This is a genomic window from Pseudomonas sp. NFXW11 (genome assembly GCF_049887815.1).
Lineage (GTDB): Bacteria > Pseudomonadota > Gammaproteobacteria > Pseudomonadales > Pseudomonadaceae > Aquipseudomonas.
Genome location: NZ_JAGEKI010000001.1, coordinates 388,569 through 405,488 on the forward strand (window position 1 = coordinate 388,569; position 16,920 = coordinate 405,488).

At 64.7% G+C, this 16,920-nt stretch carries 14 protein-coding genes; 5 read left to right on the plus strand and 9 right to left on the minus strand.

Translation table 11 applies throughout. The features are described 5' to 3' along the window. Positions 1-15: 15 nt before the first annotated feature. The 9 genes from J4P02_RS01730 to J4P02_RS01770 form a co-directional block, all read right to left on the minus strand. Positions 16-1,314 carry an acetyl-CoA C-acetyltransferase gene (locus tag J4P02_RS01730; RefSeq protein WP_426187140.1) on the minus strand — a complete coding sequence of 433 codons (1,299 nt, stop codon included), beginning with the start codon at positions 1,312-1,314 and terminating at the stop codon, positions 16-18. Then, positions 1,314-2,204 carry a MaoC family dehydratase gene (locus J4P02_RS01735; RefSeq protein WP_426187142.1) on the minus strand — a complete coding sequence of 297 codons (891 nt, stop codon included), beginning with the start codon at positions 2,202-2,204 and terminating at the stop codon, positions 1,314-1,316. Before J4P02_RS01735 ends, J4P02_RS01730 begins: the two co-directional genes overlap by 1 nt. Positions 2,205-2,207: 3 nt before the next feature. Continuing rightward, positions 2,208-3,560, minus strand: coding sequence for a 3-oxoacyl-ACP reductase (locus tag J4P02_RS01740; RefSeq protein ID WP_426187144.1), 1,353 nt, complete (start codon positions 3,558-3,560; stop codon positions 2,208-2,210). A gap of 30 nt (positions 3,561-3,590) precedes the next feature. Then, complete coding sequence (locus J4P02_RS01745; RefSeq protein WP_426187146.1) at positions 3,591-6,140, minus strand: acyl-CoA dehydrogenase; 2,550 nt, start codon at positions 6,138-6,140, stop codon at positions 3,591-3,593. A 276-nt stretch (positions 6,141-6,416) separates the two neighbouring features. Continuing rightward, positions 6,417-7,832: an outer membrane protein transport protein gene (locus J4P02_RS01750; RefSeq protein WP_426187148.1), complete on the minus strand. Its 1,416-nt coding sequence runs from the start codon at positions 7,830-7,832 to the stop codon at positions 6,417-6,419. A gap of 124 nt (positions 7,833-7,956) precedes the next feature. After that, entirely contained in the window at positions 7,957-8,448 is a 492-nt protein-coding gene (gene praB, locus J4P02_RS01755) for an alkane oxidation protein activator PraB (RefSeq protein WP_426187150.1), read from the minus strand. 203 nt (positions 8,449-8,651) lie between these two features. Then, positions 8,652-9,143 carry an alkane oxidation protein activator PraA gene (gene praA / locus J4P02_RS01760; protein WP_426187152.1) on the minus strand — a complete coding sequence of 164 codons (492 nt, stop codon included), beginning with the start codon at positions 9,141-9,143 and terminating at the stop codon, positions 8,652-8,654. Between the two features lie 159 nt (positions 9,144-9,302). Further along, positions 9,303-10,580 (minus strand): alkane 1-monooxygenase, encoded by a 1,278-nt coding sequence (locus tag J4P02_RS01765; RefSeq protein ID WP_426187154.1) that lies wholly within the window; start codon positions 10,578-10,580, stop codon positions 9,303-9,305. A gap of 294 nt (positions 10,581-10,874) precedes the next feature. Continuing rightward, a complete protein-coding gene (locus J4P02_RS01770; RefSeq protein WP_426187156.1) occupies positions 10,875-11,870 on the minus strand; it encodes an alpha/beta fold hydrolase in 996 nt (331 codons plus the stop codon). Between the two features lie 268 nt (positions 11,871-12,138). On the opposite strand from J4P02_RS01770, the gene J4P02_RS01775 reads away from it, so the two are divergent. The 5 genes from J4P02_RS01775 to J4P02_RS01795 all read left to right on the plus strand — a co-directional run bounded on the left by J4P02_RS01775 (position 12,139) and on the right by J4P02_RS01795 (position 16,862). Next, positions 12,139-13,707, plus strand: coding sequence for a flavin-containing monooxygenase (locus tag J4P02_RS01775; protein ID WP_426187158.1), 1,569 nt, complete (start codon positions 12,139-12,141; stop codon positions 13,705-13,707). Next, complete coding sequence (locus J4P02_RS01780) at positions 13,694-14,593, plus strand: SDR family NAD(P)-dependent oxidoreductase (RefSeq protein WP_426187160.1); 900 nt, start codon at positions 13,694-13,696, stop codon at positions 14,591-14,593. The genes J4P02_RS01775 and J4P02_RS01780 overlap by 14 nt, the downstream gene beginning before the upstream one ends. A gap of 36 nt (positions 14,594-14,629) precedes the next feature. Continuing rightward, a complete protein-coding gene (locus tag J4P02_RS01785) occupies positions 14,630-15,472 on the plus strand; it encodes a metal-dependent hydrolase (protein WP_426187162.1) in 843 nt (280 codons plus the stop codon). 153 nt (positions 15,473-15,625) lie between these two features. Further along, entirely contained in the window at positions 15,626-16,024 is a 399-nt protein-coding gene (locus J4P02_RS01790; RefSeq protein ID WP_426187164.1) for a DUF3224 domain-containing protein, read from the plus strand. A gap of 61 nt (positions 16,025-16,085) precedes the next feature. Further along, positions 16,086-16,862, plus strand: a complete 777-nt coding sequence (locus tag J4P02_RS01795; RefSeq protein ID WP_426187166.1) for a type 1 glutamine amidotransferase domain-containing protein — start codon at positions 16,086-16,088, stop codon at positions 16,860-16,862. Positions 16,863-16,920: the final 58 nt, after the last annotated feature.

Below are 16,920 nucleotides of genomic sequence, written 5' to 3' on the forward strand. Positions count from 1 at the left end.
AGTCTCCTTGTTGTTTTATTTTTCGACGATGGCGGTGATGCCCAGCCCGCCTGCTGCACACACGGAAATCAAGCCGCGACCGCCACCGCGCTCATGGATCGCCTTGGCCAGCGCCGCCAGCAAGCGGCCACCGGTGGCGGCGAAGGGATGGCCGCAGCCCAGGGAGCCGCCGTTGACATTGAGCTTGGCCCGATCGATGGCCCCCAAGGCCCCATCGAGGCCCAGCTGGTCACGGCAGTAGTCTGGGTCTTCCCAGGCCTTGAGGGTGCACAGCACCTGGGCGGCGAAGGCTTCGTGGATCTCGTAGAAGTCGAAATCCCCCAGGCCCAGGCCCTCGCGCGCAAGCATCCGCGGCACCGCGTAGGCCGGGGCCATCAGCAGGCCCTCGGTGCCGTCGACAAAGTTCACCGCGGCGGTCTCGCCGGTGCGCAGGTAGGCCAGCACCGGCAAGTTGCGCGCCGCCGCCCAGTCTTCGCTGGCCAGCAGCACCACCGAGGCGCCATCGGTCAGGGGCGTCGAGTTGCCGGCACTGAGGCTGCCGTTGTGGCGGTCGTAGGCCGGGCTCAGGCCAGCGAGTTTCTCCAGGCTGGCATCGGCGCGCAGGTTGTTGTCGCGCTTGAGGCCACGGTAAGGGGTCATCAGGTCATCGAAGAAGCCGCGCTGGTAGGCCGCATCGAGACGCTGGTGGCTGGCCAGGGCCAGCTCGTCCTGGGCTAGGCGCTTGATCTGCCAACGCTTGGCCATTTCTTCGCAGTGCTCGCCCATCGACAGGCCGGTGCGCGGCTCGCCATTGCGCGGCAGCAGCGGCTTGAAAAACATCCCCGGGCGCACCTTGAGCAGGCTGCGCAGCTTGTTGCCGGTGCCCTTGGCCCGATTGGCCTGGAGCAAGGTGCGGCGCAGGCCTTCATTGATGCCAATCGGTGCATCGGAGGTGGTGTCGGCGCCGCCGGCAATGCCCACTTCGATCTGCCCCAGGGCGATCTTGTTGGCCACCAGCAACGCCGCTTCCAGCCCGGTGCCACAGGCCTGTTGCAGGTCATAGGCCGGGGTCTGCGGCGACAGCGTGGTGGACAGCAGGCTTTCCCGGGCCAGGTTGAAATCCCGGGAATGCTTGATCACCGCCCCCGCGGCGAACTCCCCCAAGCGCTCGCCAGCCAGGTCGAAGCGGTCCACCAGGCCCTGCAGGGCCGCCACCAGCAAATCCTGGTTACTGTCATGGGCATACAGAGTGTTGGAACGGGCGAACGGAATCCGATTGCCGCCAATGATCGCCACCCGGCGCACCGGCGCCGGATTGAAACTGTACTCAGCCATCAAGGCTCCCCCCAGATAAATAGACCGCGCATATGGGGCTTGTCCCCGGCGTTGTTGCGCACTTCGAACTCACGCCGCGGGCCATCGGGCACACGGCTCCACAGGGTCACCGCGGCCGGCAGCAGGATCGGCAGCTTGAACTCGCAGTCCAGCTCCGCCGCGGCCAGCGCATGGGGTGGCTGCTGCGCCGCCAGGGCCCGGCCCAGGGTCCACATGCCATGGGCGATGGGCCGGCGGAAACCGAACAACCGGGCACCGAGCCAGGAGGTGTGGATCGGGTTGAAATCGCCGCTGACCTGGGCGAAGCGCCGCCCCAGGTCGCCCCCCAGGTTCCAGCGCTGGGTGCGGATCAGGCTTTCCTCCTGCAACGCCAAGGCGCCGCTCCAGGGCTCGCCCACCGGCTCATTCACCCCGCGTCGCAGGTACAGGCTGTCGCCCTCCCAGACCAGCCCGCCGCCACTGTAGGCCCGGGTGGCGATGGACAGCGCCTGGCCCTTGGGGTGAGCCAGCCAGCGCTCGGCGAACACCTCCAGGCGCAGGGCCTGGCCTTCCTCCAGGGGCTGGTACTGGCGAATGCGATTGGCCAGGTGGACCATGCCGCTGGCCGGATAGGGAAAGCTGCGGGCGGTGAGCAGCAGCAAATGCAAGGGAAACGCCAGGGTATGGGGAAACGCCAGCGGCACCCCGTGCTCACGGCGAAAACCGCAGGCCTGGGCATAGCGGGCAATCTGCTCGCCAACCAGCTCCACCGCCGGGCGCACCAGGCGTTCGACGGGCAGCCTGGGCGCGGCCTCGAGCTTGGGCTTGCGCAGGCTGCGGATACCTTCGTAGAGCAACTGGTGGCGGCTCGGTGGCGGCTCGATGATGCGGATCGCGGTCTCTGTGCTCATGCTTCAGGCCCCCAGCAGGCTTTGCCCGCACACACGCACCACCTGCCCATTGACCCCGCCGGAACCCGGGTGGGCCAGCCAGGCGATGGTTTCCGCCACATCCACGGCTTGCCCGCCCTGGTTCATGGAGTTCATGCGGCGTCCGGCCTCGCGGATCAGCAGCGGGATCTTCGCGGTCATCTGGGTTTCGATAAAACCCGGGGCCACGCCATTCACCGTGACCTGCTGGCGCGCCGCCAGGGGCGCCAGGCTCTGCACCAGGCCGATGACCCCGGCCTTGGAGGTGGCGTAGTTGCTTTGCCCAAGGTTGCCGGCAATGCCGGAGATCGACGACACGCACACGATGCGCCCGCCGGGGTTCAGGCCCTGGCCTTCGAGCAGCGCCTGACTGAGCAGCAGCGGCGCCTCCAGGTTCACCGCCATGACCTTGCGCCAGGCCGCCTCGGTCATCTTCGCCAGGGTCTTGTCCTGGGTGATGCCGGCGTTGTGCACGACGATATCGAAGGCCCCCTGCTCGCCGACAAAGGCCAGCAGGCGTTGCCCGGCATCGGCGGCGGTGATGTCCAGGGCCAGGGCACTGCCCTTGAGCCCTGCTGCGGCCTGTTGCAGTTCGGCTTCGACCTGGGGAATGTCCAGGCACACCACCTGGGCACCCTCGCGGGCCAGCACCTTGGCAATCGCCAGGCCGATGCCGCGGCAAGCCCCGGTGACCAGGGCCCGGCGGCCCTGCAGCGGCAGCTGCCAGTCGACCTGGGTCAGCACATCCCGCGATTCCGCAATGCGCACCACCTGGCCCGAGACATAGGCCGAGCGCCGCGACAGGAAGAACCGCAGGCTGCTGTCCAGCTCGGCCTCGGCCCCCGGTTCGACATAAATCAGCTGCGCGGTGATGGCCCGGCGCAGCTCCTTGCCCAGGGAGCGCACGAAGCCTTCCAAAGCCCGTTGCGCCACCGCCTGGGGCAGTTCCTTGCAGTGTTCCGGCGGCGTGCCCAGCACCAGGACCCGACCGTGGGCGCTCAGGCGTCGCACATTGGCATGAAAGAAGCGGTACAGCTCGTCGAGCTGGGCGATATCCGCCAGGCCGCTGGCATCGAACACCAGGCCCTGGACCTTGACCGTGGACGGTGCATTGATGCTCGCGGCCTGGGCCGCCACGGTGTCGGTGGCGGCGAAGATCCGTTGCAGCTCGCCCAGCAAACGCCCCCCCGGGGCGGCGGCGAGCACCACCGGGTTGCACAGGTTGCCGCCCTGCCCCTCGCGGTGCCGTTGCAGCGGCACGGGTTGCGGCAGGCCGGTGCGCTGGGCCAGCCAGCGCCCCCAGCCGGAGTTGACGAAGGAAAGATAACCGTCAGACATAAAGTGATCCCGATCAGTAGCCGTGGAAGGTCAATAGGCCGAATCGCTGGCCAGCGCCGCGTCTTCGCTGCTGGCGTTGCGTTTGCGCGCGCTCGGTTTTGCGCCTTGCTCGAAGTGCGCCTGACGCTGTTGCAGGGCCTCCAGCAAGCCGAAGTCCTGGGGGAAGTCGTCGACCTGGATCGCGTGGTCGCCGTATTCCACATAGCGCCCCAGCAGCTCGTCCTCGTCGTGGCTGATCAGTTGCAGCTCCAGGGCCTTGGCCCGCCAGACCACGAAGGCCTCCCGCGAAATCGGCAACGGCGCGAGGATGCCCTGCTTGATCGCCGGCTTGAGCCGCGCCTCGATCAGCTCCACCGCAGGCTGCAGGCGGAACGCCAGTTCGCCGTAGGCCAGCTTGTCGATATCCGGTTGCGGCATGTAGGAATCCCCCAGCAGGCGGTCACGGGTCGCGCCCGGGGTCTGTACCAGCTCGGCGACCTCGGCCAGCAGGCGATCACTGGGTTTGCGCAAGGCAATGCCCAAGGGGAAGCTCAGGCCACGAATGATTCGCGCCGCGGCCTTCGAGGGGTAGTTGTCCAGCACCTCGGCCAGGGCTTCGTGGGCCCGCAGCAAGGCATCCTGGGCCGCCCAATGCACCAGCGGCAGGTCGGCCTGGGGCCGGCCATCGTCCTCGAAGCGCTTCAACACGCAGGACAGGATGTACAGCTGGGAAAGAATGTCGCCCAGGCGCCCGGTGATGCTTTCCTTGCGCTTGAGGGCCCCGCCCAGCACCCCCATGGAGATGTCCGAAGCCAGGGCCAGCACCACCGACAGACGCTGAATCTGCTGGTAGTAAGGCGCCAGGGCGCGGTCGGTGCCGGCCGGGGCCTTGAGCAGGCGGCCGCCGGTGAAACCGTGCACCGCCGCACGCACGGTGTTGGCCAAGACAAAGCTGATATGCCCGAACATCGCGCTGTCGAAATCCTCCAGGCCCTTGCGCCCGGTATCCCGCGCCGCTTCCATTTCGCGGAACACATAGGGATGGCAACGGATCAGCCCCTGGCCGTAGATGATCAGGCAGCGGGTCATGATGTTCGCGCCTTCCACGGTGATGGCGATCGGGCTTTGCTGGTAGGCCCGGGCCAGGAAGTTGTTGGGGCCCATGCAGATGCCCTTGCCAGCCACTATGTCCATGCCGTCGTTGACGATGATCCGCGCCCGCTCGGTGACGTGGTACTTGGCGATGGCCGAGATCACCGAGGGTTTCTCGCCGGCATCCAGGGCCGCCACCGACACCTTGCGCACCGCATCACAGGCGTACAGGTGCCCGGCCATGCGTGCCAGTGGCGCCTGCACCCCTTCGAACTTGCCGATCGGCAGGCCGAACTGCTTGCGCATCGCCGCATAGGCGGTGGTGCCGCGCACCGCCACCTTGCCCAGGCCGACGTTGGACGACGGCAGGGAAATAGCCCGCCCGGCGGCCAGGCATTCCATCAGCATGCGCCAGCCATTGCCCACCTGGGCCGCGCCGCCGATCACCCATTCCAGGGGAATGAACACATCCTTGCCCGTGGTCGGGCCGTTCTGGAACACCGCGTTCAGCGGCCAGTGACGGCGCCCGGTATTAACCCCGGGATGGCTGGTGGGGATCAGCGCGCAGGTGATGCCCAGGCTGCCCCGGGTGCCCAGCAGGCCGTCCGGGTCTTCGGCGCGAAAGGCCAGGCCGAGCACCGTGGCGATCGGCCCGAGGGTGATGTAGCGCTTGTCCCAGGTGACCCGGAAGCCCAGCACTTCCTGGCCCTCGAACTGGCCCTTGCAGACGATTCCGGTGTCCGGAATGGCCCCGGCGTCGGAGCCGGCATAGGGGCTGGTCAGGGCAAAGCACGGGACGTCTTCGCCCCGGGCCAGGCGCGGCAGGTAGTGCTGGCGCTGGGCTTCAGTGCCGTAGTGCAGCAAGAGCTCGGCCGGCCCCAGGGAGTTGGGCACCATCACCGAGATCGCTGCCACCGAGCAACGGGTGGACAGCTTCATCACCACCTGGGAATGGGCGTAGTGGGAGAAGCCTTTGCCGCCGTATTGCTTGGGAATGATCATGCCCAGGAAGCCGGCGTCCTTGGTGTACTGCCAGGCCTTGGGCGACAGGTCCTGCCAGACCTGGGTGGTTTCCCAGTCATTGGCCATGTCGCACAGGGTTTCCACTTCGTTGTCCATGAAGGCCTGCTCTTCGGCGCTGAGACGGGCCGGCGCGGCCTCCAGCAGGCGTTTCCATTGCGGCTTGCCGCTGAACAGCTCGGCGTCCCACCAGACGGTGCCGGACTCGATGGCGGCACGCTCGGTATCGGACATGGCCGGCATGATCTTGCGAAACATGGCCAGGGCGCGGCGGCTCAGCAGCGCGCGGCGCAGCGGCTTGAGGCTCAGCAGCGCGGCCGGCGCCAGCACCAGCAGGCCGCCCAGGGTCAGGCCCAGGTTGCCCGTCAGATTGAACAGATAGCCCACCGCCAGCCAGACCAGGCCAGCCCCCAGCCACAGGGTCGCGGCGGCTTGTCGATAGGCCAGCACCAAGGCTGCGGCGATTCCCAGCAATAACCAGACAATCATGGAAAACCTCTCTTGTTCTAACCAGGCGAACACTTGGAGCCCGGGCGTTGTGCCGGCCCCTCGAAGCTCACCCTACAAAGGAAGCAAGCGCGTTTCAAATTTATTTTTGAAATATTTTTTTAACCGATTTAAACAAAGCACAACGGCTGAACACAGTCAGCCAGGGGTCATCCAGAGCAATAGGTTGCAGCGAAAATGCAGGTCTCGGACCGGGCTACGGCAATACAGGACAAGCGTCCCGCACCGCCGCGCACCCAAGCCACGACACCACGTGAATCAGAAGTGATAGGTCGCCGACAGGCTCACTACCTCACCCGAGGCCTCGACCTTGCCATCCAGGCGAGAGCCGCCAAGACGGTCCTGGTTCTGGGTCTTGATCCGCGCTTCCTTGACAAACTGCCGTGAGTAAGCGCCGTCGATGGTCAGCCCCGGAACAGCCTTGATGTCATAGCCAAAGCCCAGCGAGGTGAACCAGCGATCATTGTCCGGAATCCGCGGGTCACGGGTCGATCCACGGGTCGGCGTCTGGTCGAAAGCCACACCGGCACGCAGTGTCAGCTGGTCGGTGAAACGGTAATCGCCACCCACCGAATACATCATCGAGTCTTTGTATTTGTAGGGGATCGAAACGATGGTGTTGCCATCGGACTTGAGGGTCAGGTCCTTGAACGACGACCACTGGGTCCACAGTGCGCTGACACCGAGGGTGAAGCGATCGTTGAACACGTGTACCCAGTCGATAGCGGCGCTGGCTGGAACATCCAGCTGAGCCGAAGCATTGGCGCCATCAGGGAACAGCTTGAGCCCTGGATAAGCGATTTCCACCAGGGATGGGCCTGAAGAGGAATCGGTGTAGGACCGTCCTAGCGCGTCGGCACGAATACTGTATTTACCCTCCAGCTTGTTCTTGATCTTGGCGTGATAGTTCACCCCCAGGGTGTCCTGTTCGGTGGGTTTCCAGGTCACCCCGGTGAACCAGCCGACGGAAGTGTTATCCACCTTGACCCGTATCAGGTTGGACCCCACACCTGAAGGCGCACCCGGCAACAGGGAAACCCCCGCGGCGCCACTCAAGTTGAGGTTCTGACTGACAAAGCCGTTGGTGTGCTGAAGGATCGCGCCCAGACCGAGGGCGAATTGATCGTTGACCTTGAACGAAAAGGAGCCAGAGACCCCTGAGGTTTCGATCTTGGTGTCCACCGCAAAATCCTGGCCTTTCCAGCCATTGTCCCAGGTGCTGCGCATGCCCATGGGCACCACCTGGCTCAGGCCAAAGGCAAAACGATCATTGATTGGCATGACCAAGAAACCGGTCGGCAACCAGGCGGTGAAGCCACCTTCGCCACCATTGCCTTCAAGTGGGGTCTGGGCGAAAGGATCGTCGATCGGAGAACTGGAAGCCGGATTGCCTTGATAATCGTAGGCACTGCCCTTGTATTTGAGCTTGATCCGCGCGTAGTCGACGGTCATCTGTGCCACGTTTTGATCGATGAACGCCATTCCCGCCGGGTTGTTGTAGGCCGCACTGGGATCATTCTTGAACAGCGAGCCCCCACCGAATGCCCGGCCCCAGCCTGGGGTACCAAAGGTCGGAGTAGTGAAGCCACCCGCTTGCACCGAGCTGGAACCGATCAAGCCACCCAGTACAGCCAGACCGATGACCGTCTGGATTTTTTGTTTCTTATTATTCATGCCCCACTCCTTATTATTATCGACCGCGATCGGCCATCACCGATCCAGGGTGCTGCAACAGGCGCCCCTGACGAGGCGCCTGTTTTTTTCAGCAAGTGATCAACAGGCTGAAATCACATCAACTTCATGGAGTCACGGTGAAAGCCGGGCTTGGGTTGACGCTCAGAGCAGTGATCTTGCAGCTGCCGACGGTTTGCGCCGAAGGAATGCTCAGGGTGTTGGTGGCGTTGTTCCAGGTGGCGTTGATGGTCACCGGAGTGGCGCTGCAGTTGGAGACGATCTTGAAGCTGACGCCGGTGACAGTGCCGCCGGTGGCGCTGGTGGCGGTCAGGGTCCAAGGCAGGTTCTGCAGCACTGGCACGCTGCACAGCGAGTTGCTGCCGCTGACGGTGGCGCCGGTGATCGAGGCGTTGGCACCGTTGGCGGCCACAGTACCGGTGAAGGTGATGTTGCAGTTCACCGGAATGCCGAACGAAGCTGGCGAAGTCACAGCGATGGTGCCCGGAGCCGAGAAGGTAGCCCCGGCAGGAGCGATGGTAGCGGCGTTGGCCATCGACGCGGCGCCGAGGCAGATGGCGAAGGAAGCTACGGATACCAGAGTCTTGATGCTTTGCATTGTTGTTTTCCTCAAGATTTAGGCAACAGGCAGTTGCCAGGGGGTTATCAGCCTTGCCAGGGGTGTCGATGACGCCATCGGCGCTCCGGCTTGACCGAATTCGGTACTGGAGCGCGCTACGGCGAGATCGACCCGGCTTGAACCACCACGGCTTGCGGATTCGATTGTTTGTTCATCAGCGTCCCTCCATGGAATCGGTTGTTTCAGGGCGCGACCCGGAAGGTCGGTGGCATCTGGATCGATACGGTCTTGATGGTGCAGCCACCGTCGAGGGCGACCTGGGCCGCCTCGAGTTTGCCAGTGCGGTTGTTCCAGCTGCCCTCGGCGGTGCTCGGGCCGCACTCGCCGCCCACCAGAGGGGCGTGCACGGTGACCCGGATGCCGGACATGGCGCCGCTGCTTTCATCCTTGGCAATCAGCTTCCAGGGCAGGTGCGTGGCTTCCACCTGGCCGCACTTGAGGCCACCGCTGAAATCCACCTTGTCAACGCTGGCGAAACTGCCGTCAGGGCTGACCTTGCCGCTGACCTGGATGGTGCAGTCGGCATTGATGATGCTCTTGGCAAAACTGATGGGGCCCTTGGCGCTGAACTCGGTATTGGCCGGCTCGATGCGCGCGGCCTCGGCGGCGCCGAGCAGCGACACCCCCACCAGGACCACGAACAGACGTGCAGCAAACAGAGGTGAAATAGACATCCGTGATTTCCTTGCAGTTGCTTATTGTTGTTGTCGGTCAACTTGGCTTAAGGACTTCGGTCTTGCCTGGCCCACCCTTCAAGCCAGGCGAATTGCGGGCGAACGCCGGCAGTTCACCAACACTTGAAGGGGTGAGCGGTACAACTAAAGAGCGCTGGATCAGTCGCTATGGTTGAAGCCGTATTGCTTGAGCAATTCGCTGCGCTTGGCCGGGTGCATATTGGCCAGCCGCACATCCCCCGAGTAATGCGCCAGCACCCGGTGGTCCATCAGCCGGCGCCAGAGGAACGGCACATAGGCCCAGACGATCATGGTGGCGTAGCCATATGGCAGTTGCGGCGACTCGTCGAAATGACGCAGGGCCTGGTAGGAACGGGTTGGGTTGGCGTGGTGGTCCGAATGCCGTTGCAGCTGGAACAGGAAGATGTTGGTGACGATTCGGTTGCTGTTCCACGAATGGCGCGGCGAGCAGCGTTCGTAGCGGCCATTGGGCTGTTTCTGCCGCAGCAGGCCGTAGTGCTCGACATAGTTCACCACTTCCAGCAGCGAGAAGCCGTAGATGCCCTGGATCAGCAGGAAGGGAATCACTGCCGCCCCGAGCCAGGCGATCAGCACGCCCCAGAGCACCACGCTGTACATCCAGGAACTGAGTACCGCGTTCTTCCAGTGCAGGGTCGGCAGGCCGAGCTTGTGCAAGCGCTCGCTTTCCAGGTGCCAGGCCGAGCGCAGGCTGAACCACACGGTGCGCGGCAGGAAGCTCCAGAAGGATTCACCCAGGCGCGAGCTGGCCGGATCTTCCGGGGTCGCGACCCGCACATGGTGCCCGCGGTTGTGCTCGACGAAGAAGTGCCCGTAGAAGGTCGAGGCCAGGGACAGCTTGGCCAGGAACTTGGCCATGCCGCGATTCTTGTGCCCCAGCTCATGGGCGATGTTGATCGCGATACCGGTGGCGGCACCGGTCGACATGGCCATGCCCAGGTAAGTGAACCAGCCCACGCTGCCATGCAATTGTGAACGCTCGGTGAGGAACCCGGCGAAACTTGCCAGGCCGCCCTGCAGGTGCCACTGCTCGCTCAGTTGCAACAGGCCGCCGGCCCTGATCCAGTCCACCCCGGAGATCGCCATCCAGGCGGTGACCACCAGGGACAGCACCGAGAACAGGGCGCAGGTGTAGACGATAAAGCGGTAGTAGGGTTGTTTTTCCAGGTCGGGGACGGCTGATTCAGGCGGGTTGTTGGTGTCCTCACCAATCAGCCCGTCAATCAGCGGGATCAGGCCGAAGATTACCACCACCCCGCTCCACCAGAACACCTGGACGCCGGTGGTCAGGGCGAACATCCCGGCCAGCAATGGGGTGATCATGGGCAAGGTGCCGAGCCACCACAGGTGACGCTTGCCATCGGTCCAGACGCCAGGTGCTGCCACGGAAAGATTCATGGCAGCCTCCGCAGGAAGACTGTCGACATCGGTGCTATAAAGGACAGCGCCACGGCCCGGGGCCGAGCGCGAACAGGGGAAAAAACAAAAGCGTGAAATGGCGTTATTTTCATTATTTTAACCGCTCAAATGCACTTTCAAAAAAAACATTCAAAACATTTTTTTAAAAAAATAGCTCGGGTTCGTTAGCTCGTCAACTATTTTTTCGGCCTGTTTCGAATGTCGCCTGTAAAGCCTTTACCACTGCTGCCAGAGTCGCCTCGACGACGGTCAGAACCGCCTTCGCTTGCCCCTCTAGCTTGCTCTTGAAGCCGCGAACGGCGGGCGCAGCACCACCGCGCTGCGTTGTGGCGCGGCCTGCTCGGCCACCTGCTGGACCATGGCCACCACCCGCTCGACTGCGCTGATGGGCAGCATGTGCCCACGCCCGGGCACTATCTCCAGCATCAGCCCCGGCACCTTGCCGAGCATGGCCTGGCCGTGGCGGCGATAACTGAGTACCGGGTCTGCCGAGCCATAGATCAGCCCCACCGGCAACTTCAGGCTGGGGTAATGCTTGACCATCTCGGGCAAGGCGCGATTGACCACGGCAATCTCGCTGGAAGCGTTGTAGAAGTTGTTCGAGCGCATGCCCAGCAGGCCGCCGCCGCGTTCGGCGAAATCCTCGGGCACCGGGTCCGGGGCGAACACCGCCTTGACCAAGCCGCGCCGGCCGAGCATGGCCATGGGCGCCGCCAGGGTCAGGGACATCCAGCGCCGCAGCAGGCCCGGCCGCACTCCCAAGGACAGGAACACCAGGGGCAGCATGCGTTGCGGGTGAGTCAGGGGCGCCACCAGCACCAGCCCGGACACCGACTGCGGATGGTCCAGGGCCAGGGACAGTGCAACCGCGCCCCCCAGGGAATGCCCCAGCACCAGCGGCTGGCCCAGGTCCAGGGTGCGAATGAACTTCGCCACCAGGGCGGCCTGGGCCGGCAGGTCGGCGGCCGCGCCCCGGGCCCGGGTGGAGTAGCCGGAGCCGGGGCGATCGAGGCTGATCACCCGAAACCGCTCCTTCAATTGCGGAGCCAGGGAATGGGTCAGGTTGCGGGCGCAGCCAGACAAGCCGTGGATCATCAGCAGCACCGGCCCACGCCCTTCATCGGTGTAATGCAGGCGTTCGCCCGCCACTTCGAGGAAGCGGCCATTGATCGGCACCTGCCGCTCGATCTGCCGATTGATGCGCACACTGATCAACCAGAGCACCAGGCTGACCCCCAGGAATACCGCCGCCGCTACCAGCCACTGCATAACCCGCCCCCCACGCTCCCTGCGCCCGGCTTCGGGATCGGGATGATCCGTGGCCGTGGCCGTCGCCGTCGCCTTGGTCTGCTGCCGCCGGTGGCGCCTCATCCAGAGCGCAGATGAGCCCGCAAGATCCACAGGTGGACGACGCAGGTGACATTTCCAGGTGATTTATTTAAATTAATTTTTAAAACATTATTTTAAATTGTGCAATCCTGAGATTTCACCCACCGACGAAAGTCAGCCCAGCGTCACCACAATCGAGGTACACACCATGAATGCGTACTCGCCACCCGACGACCCCGAAGTCGTCGACATTGCCATCATCGGCGCCGGCTTTGCCGGGCTGTGCATGGCGATCAAGCTCAAGCAAGCCGGAATCACGGATTTCTTCGTCGCCGAACAGGCTCCCTCCCTGGGGGGCACCTGGCGCGACAACCACTACCCCGGCTGCGCCTGCGATGTGCAATCCCACGTCTACTCCTTCTCCTTCGCCCCCAACCCGAACTGGACCCGGCAGTTCGCGCCACAGCCGGAAATTCGCGACTACCTGGAAAACTGCGCCCGGGATTTCGCCCTGCAGCCCTTCCTGCGGTTCAACATGGGCCTTGAACAGGCGCAGTTCGATGAAGCCCGCGAGTGCTGGCAACTGCGGTTCAGCAACGGTCGCCAAGTCAGGGCGCGGGTGCTGGTGTCCGGCATGGGCGGCCTGTCGCGCCCGGCAATCCCGGATATTCCCGGGCTGGAGTCCTTTACCGGCCAGCGCTTCCATTCCCAGCACTGGAACCATCGCTACAACCTGCAAGGCAAGCGCGTGGCGGTGATCGGCACCGGCGCCAGTGCGATCCAGTTCGTGCCCAAGATCGCCCCGCGAGTGGCCCAACTGAAACTCTTCCAGCGCACCCCGCCGTGGATCATGCCCAAGCCCGACCGCCCGCTCAGCGCCGCGGAGCGCTGGGCCTTCAAGCACCTGCCGTTCACCCAGCGACTGATGCGCTCGGCCCTGTACTGGGCCCTGGAAAGCCGGGTGATCGCCTTCGCCCGCCGGCCCGCGCTGATGAAGGTGGTGCAGCGCGTGGCCCTGCGCCATTTGCGCAAGCAGGTGGCGGACCGGCAGTTGCGCCAGCGCCTGACCCCCGACTACACCATCGGCTGCAAGCGCATCCTGATTTCCAACGACTACTACCCGGCGCTGTCTCGGGGCAATGTCGGGGTGATCAGCGAGGCCATCCAGCGCATTGACGGCGATGCCGTGGTCACATCCGACGGCCAGCGCCACAGCGTCGACTGCATCATCTTCGGCACCGGCTTCCAGGCCACCGACCCACTGCCCCGTGGCCTGCTGTTCGGCCGTGGCGGCCAGGACCTGATGGACTGCTGGTCCCAGGGTGCCCACGCCTACCTGGGCACCTGCCTGCCGGGCTTCCCCAACCTGTTCATGATCATCGGCCCCAACACCGGCCTGGGGCACAATTCGATGATCCTGATGATCGAGGCCCAAGTGGCCTACATCCTCAAGGCCCTGGAACGCATGCGCCAGGCGGGCATCGCCAGCATCGAGGTGCGCGCCGACGTCGAGCGCCAGTACAACCTGCGCCTGCAGCAACGCCTGGGCAGGGCCATCTGGTCTACCGGCGGTTGCCGCAGCTGGTACCTGGACCCGCGCAGCGGGCAGAACACCACCCTGTGGCCCGGCTCTGCGCGCAGCTTCGGCAAGGCCCTGCAGCACTTCGAACTCAAGGACTACCAGAGCACCCACCTGCCCCATCCCGGGCCTGTCGCCACCCCGGCCACAGCGCGCCCACTGAACCTTGTAGAGGCCGCCCTCGATGAAAAACTTTAACGGTAAAGTCGCTGCCATCACCGGCGCCGCATCCGGCATGGGCCGTGCCCTGGCCATCGCCCTGGCCCGCGAAGGCTGCCACCTGGCCCTGGCCGACAAGAACCCCCAGGGCCTGGCCGAAACCGTCGCCCAGGCTCGGGCCGCGACCCTGCTGCCGCTGCGTATCAGCAGCCAGGAACTGGACGTGGGCGATCGCCAGGCGATGTTCGCCTGGGCCGCGGCCAGCGCCGCCGAACACGGACAGATCAACCTGATCTTCAACAATGCCGGGGTGGCCCTGTCGAGCACCGTGGAAGGCTCCAGCCTGGCTGATCTTGAATGGATAGTGGACGTCAACTTCTGGGGCGTGGTGCATGGCACCCAGGCCTTCCTGCCCTACCTCAAGCAGACTGGCGAAGGCCATATCATCAACACTTCCAGCGTCTTCGGGCTGTTCTCGCAACCGGGCATGAGCGGCTACAACGCCACCAAGTTCGCCGTGCGCGGCTTCACCGAAGCCCTGCGCCAGGAACTCGACCTGCAAGGCAACGGCGTCTCCGCCACCTGCGTGCACCCCGGCGGGATTCGCACTGAAATCGCCCGCACCAGCCGTATCTGCGACAACGTCAAGGGCTTCCTGATCGACAACGAACAGCAAGCCCGGGACGACTTCGAGAAGCTGTTCATCACCTCGGCGCAAACCGCGGCCAAGGTGATTCTGCAGGCGGTGCGCAAGAACAAGCGGCGGGTGCTGATTGGCCGCGATGCGCACTTTCTCGACCTGCTGGCGCGGCTGCTGCCCAGTGCCTACCAGGGCCTGGTGGTGTGGATCACTCGGCGCATGGCACCCAAGCCGGGCAAGGCCCGCGCGCCGGTCTACGAGCCCCAGGACGAACGCGGCCTCTGAGGCCGCCTCCATTTCATGTCTAGAGGAGCGTCAGCCATGCTGCCCATCCGCCGCGACATCCAAGTCGAACTGCCTGCCGAGCGCATCTGCGACTGGCACGAACAAGGCAGCCACGTCAGTCATTTCTTCAACGCCCTGTCCCTGCTGTTTCCTTCCGGCGAGCTGTTCTTCATGGACAGCGTGCGCCATTACCGCGAGCAGATTCACGACCCCGAGCTCAAGCGCCAGATCCAGGGTTTTATCGGCCAGGAGGCCATGCACAGCCGCGAACACCTGCGCTACAACGAGCTGATGGAGAACGCCGGGCTGCCGGCCAAGCTGCTGGACCGGCGGCTGCGGATGATCCTCGACTTCCAGAAAAAACACTTCGCCCCCTCGTTCAACCTGGCCATCACCGTGGCCCTGGAGCATTACACGGCGATCCTCGCCGACCTGTTGCTGCGCGACCCCAGCCGCTTCGGCAGCTCGGTCGAAGGCTACCGGCAGATGTGGCTGTGGCATGCCCTGGAGGAAACCGAGCACAAGGCGGTGTCCTTCGACGTGTGGAACCGGGTGCTCAAGCCCGGGCCCAAGCGCTACCTGATCCGCACCGGGAGCATGCTCTTCACCACCCTGACCTTCTGGCTGGTGGTGTTCGATTTCCATGTGCGCATGCTGATCGCCGATCGCCGCCGCGGCGGTCACTGGCGCGGCCTGTGGCAGGTGATCAAGTACCTCTACGGGCCCAAGGGGGTGTTCCCGCGCATCGCCCTGCCCTGGCTGCAATTCTTCAAGCCGGGCTTCCACCCCTGGGATCACGACAACCGCGAGCAACTGCGGCGCATCGACCAGCTGGTGCGGGATATCGAACGCACCCGCGCCGCCGCGACCAGCGAGTAGTAGCGCGCATTCAGCTGGCGCCGGCCCGGCGCCAGTTGAATGCACATTTGCTTACCCGGGGCATCGGTCTTGTGCTTTCATCTTCGTCCTGGGCCGGGTCGCAGCGCTCGGACATCCAGCATTCCTATCACCCAGCAAATGTCGGAGAGCAGCATGCAGGTCAAAGGACTTTTCACTGTGGAACTGCCTTCCCACCCCGTTGCCCCGGGCACCGAAGCGGCGCAACTGGGACGCAAGGCGATCCACAAGCAATTCGCGGGCGAACTGCAAGGCCAGAGCCTCGGGGAAATGCTCAGTTGCATGGGCACGGTGCCCGGTTCCGCCGGCTACGTGGCCCTGGAGCGTTTCGAGGGCACCTTGGGCGGCCGCCGCGGCAGCTTTGCCTTGATGCACTACGGCACCATGGACCGTGGCCAGTCAGGGCTGCGGATCGAAGTGGTGCCCGATTCCGCCGATGGCGAACTGCAAGGCCTGCGCGGCGAGATGCAGATTCGCATCGAGGCCGGACAGCACCATTACCAGTTCGACTACCGTCTGTCGCCAGAAGCCTGAGGCTAGCGGTTGCCCGGCAGGCTGCTAATCTGCTGCGCACCTTGCCCTGTGAGCGCGCGCCATGATCCTGATCCTGCTGCCCCATGCCGACTACGACCCCAGCGAAAGCAGCCTACCCTGGCAGGCGGCCCGTGATGCCGGTTTCAGCGCGCAGTTCGCCACGCCCCAGGGCATGCCGGCCTACGCCGATGCGCGCCTGGTGAGCCTGGGCTTCGGTCCGCTCAACCCGTTGCTGATGACCCCGGCCGCCGACCTTGAGTGCTACCACGCCATGACCCGCGACCCGGCCTTTCAGCAGCCGCTGAACTACGCCGAGGTCGACCCGCAAGCCTTCGAGGGCCTGCTGGTTCCCGGCGGCCATGCCCGGGGCATGCGTAGCCTGCTGGAGTCTGCCGAGGTGCGACGGATCATCCTGGCGTTCTTCAAGGCCGACAAACCCATGGCCGCGGTGTGCCATGGCCCCCTGGCCCTGGCTCGCTGCCTCGACCCCGAGAGCGGGCGCTCGGTGCTCTACGGGCGCAAGGTCACCGCGTTGCTGGCCGGCCCCATGGAACTGGCGGCCTGGCTGGTCACCGCGCCCTGGCTGGGACGCTACTACCGCACCTACGACTGCAGCGTCGAAGCCGAGATCAAGCAGGTGCTGGCCAGCCCGGCAGACTTCCATTCCGGCCCCTGGCTGCCCCGCCGGGACTCGGCCGCCCACCCCGAGCGCGGCTTCGTGGTGCGCGACCGCAACCTGCTGACGGCCCGCTGGCCAGGGGACTGCCATCGCTTCGCCAAGGAGTGGGTCAGCCTGTTGCAACAGGCCCAGGCGGTCGCCAACGCCTCCCCCAGGTAGGAACCTCGACGCGGCGCGTTTACGTAGGAGCGGGCTTGCCCGCGAAGGCGTCCGCAAA

Bases quoted from the DNA above. Each gene is read 5' to 3' on its own strand.
- J4P02_RS01730 (WP_426187140.1), bottom strand. From the start codon at position 1,314: ATGGCTGAGTACAGTTTCAATCCGGCGCCGGTGCGCCGGGTGGCGATC.
- J4P02_RS01775 (WP_426187158.1), top strand. From the start codon at position 12,139: ATGAATGCGTACTCGCCACCCGACGACCCCGAAGTCGTCGACATTGCC.
- J4P02_RS01750 (WP_426187148.1), bottom strand. From the start codon at position 7,832: ATGAATAATAAGAAACAAAAAATCCAGACGGTCATCGGTCTGGCTGTA.
- J4P02_RS01745 (WP_426187146.1), bottom strand. From the start codon at position 6,140: ATGATTGTCTGGTTATTGCTGGGAATCGCCGCAGCCTTGGTGCTGGCC.
- praB (WP_426187150.1), bottom strand. From the start codon at position 8,448: ATGCAAAGCATCAAGACTCTGGTATCCGTAGCTTCCTTCGCCATCTGC.
- J4P02_RS01790 (WP_426187164.1), top strand. From the start codon at position 15,626: ATGCAGGTCAAAGGACTTTTCACTGTGGAACTGCCTTCCCACCCCGTT.
- J4P02_RS01785 (WP_426187162.1), top strand. From the start codon at position 14,630: ATGCTGCCCATCCGCCGCGACATCCAAGTCGAACTGCCTGCCGAGCGC.
- J4P02_RS01770 (WP_426187156.1), bottom strand. From the start codon at position 11,870: ATGCAGTGGCTGGTAGCGGCGGCGGTATTCCTGGGGGTCAGCCTGGTG.
- praA (WP_426187152.1), bottom strand. From the start codon at position 9,143: ATGTCTATTTCACCTCTGTTTGCTGCACGTCTGTTCGTGGTCCTGGTG.
- J4P02_RS01735 (WP_426187142.1), bottom strand. From the start codon at position 2,204: ATGAGCACAGAGACCGCGATCCGCATCATCGAGCCGCCACCGAGCCGC.
- J4P02_RS01740 (WP_426187144.1), bottom strand. From the start codon at position 3,560: ATGTCTGACGGTTATCTTTCCTTCGTCAACTCCGGCTGGGGGCGCTGG.
- J4P02_RS01780 (WP_426187160.1), top strand. From the start codon at position 13,694: ATGAAAAACTTTAACGGTAAAGTCGCTGCCATCACCGGCGCCGCATCC.
- J4P02_RS01795 (WP_426187166.1), top strand. From the start codon at position 16,086: ATGATCCTGATCCTGCTGCCCCATGCCGACTACGACCCCAGCGAAAGC.
- J4P02_RS01765 (WP_426187154.1), bottom strand. From the start codon at position 10,580: ATGAATCTTTCCGTGGCAGCACCTGGCGTCTGGACCGATGGCAAGCGT.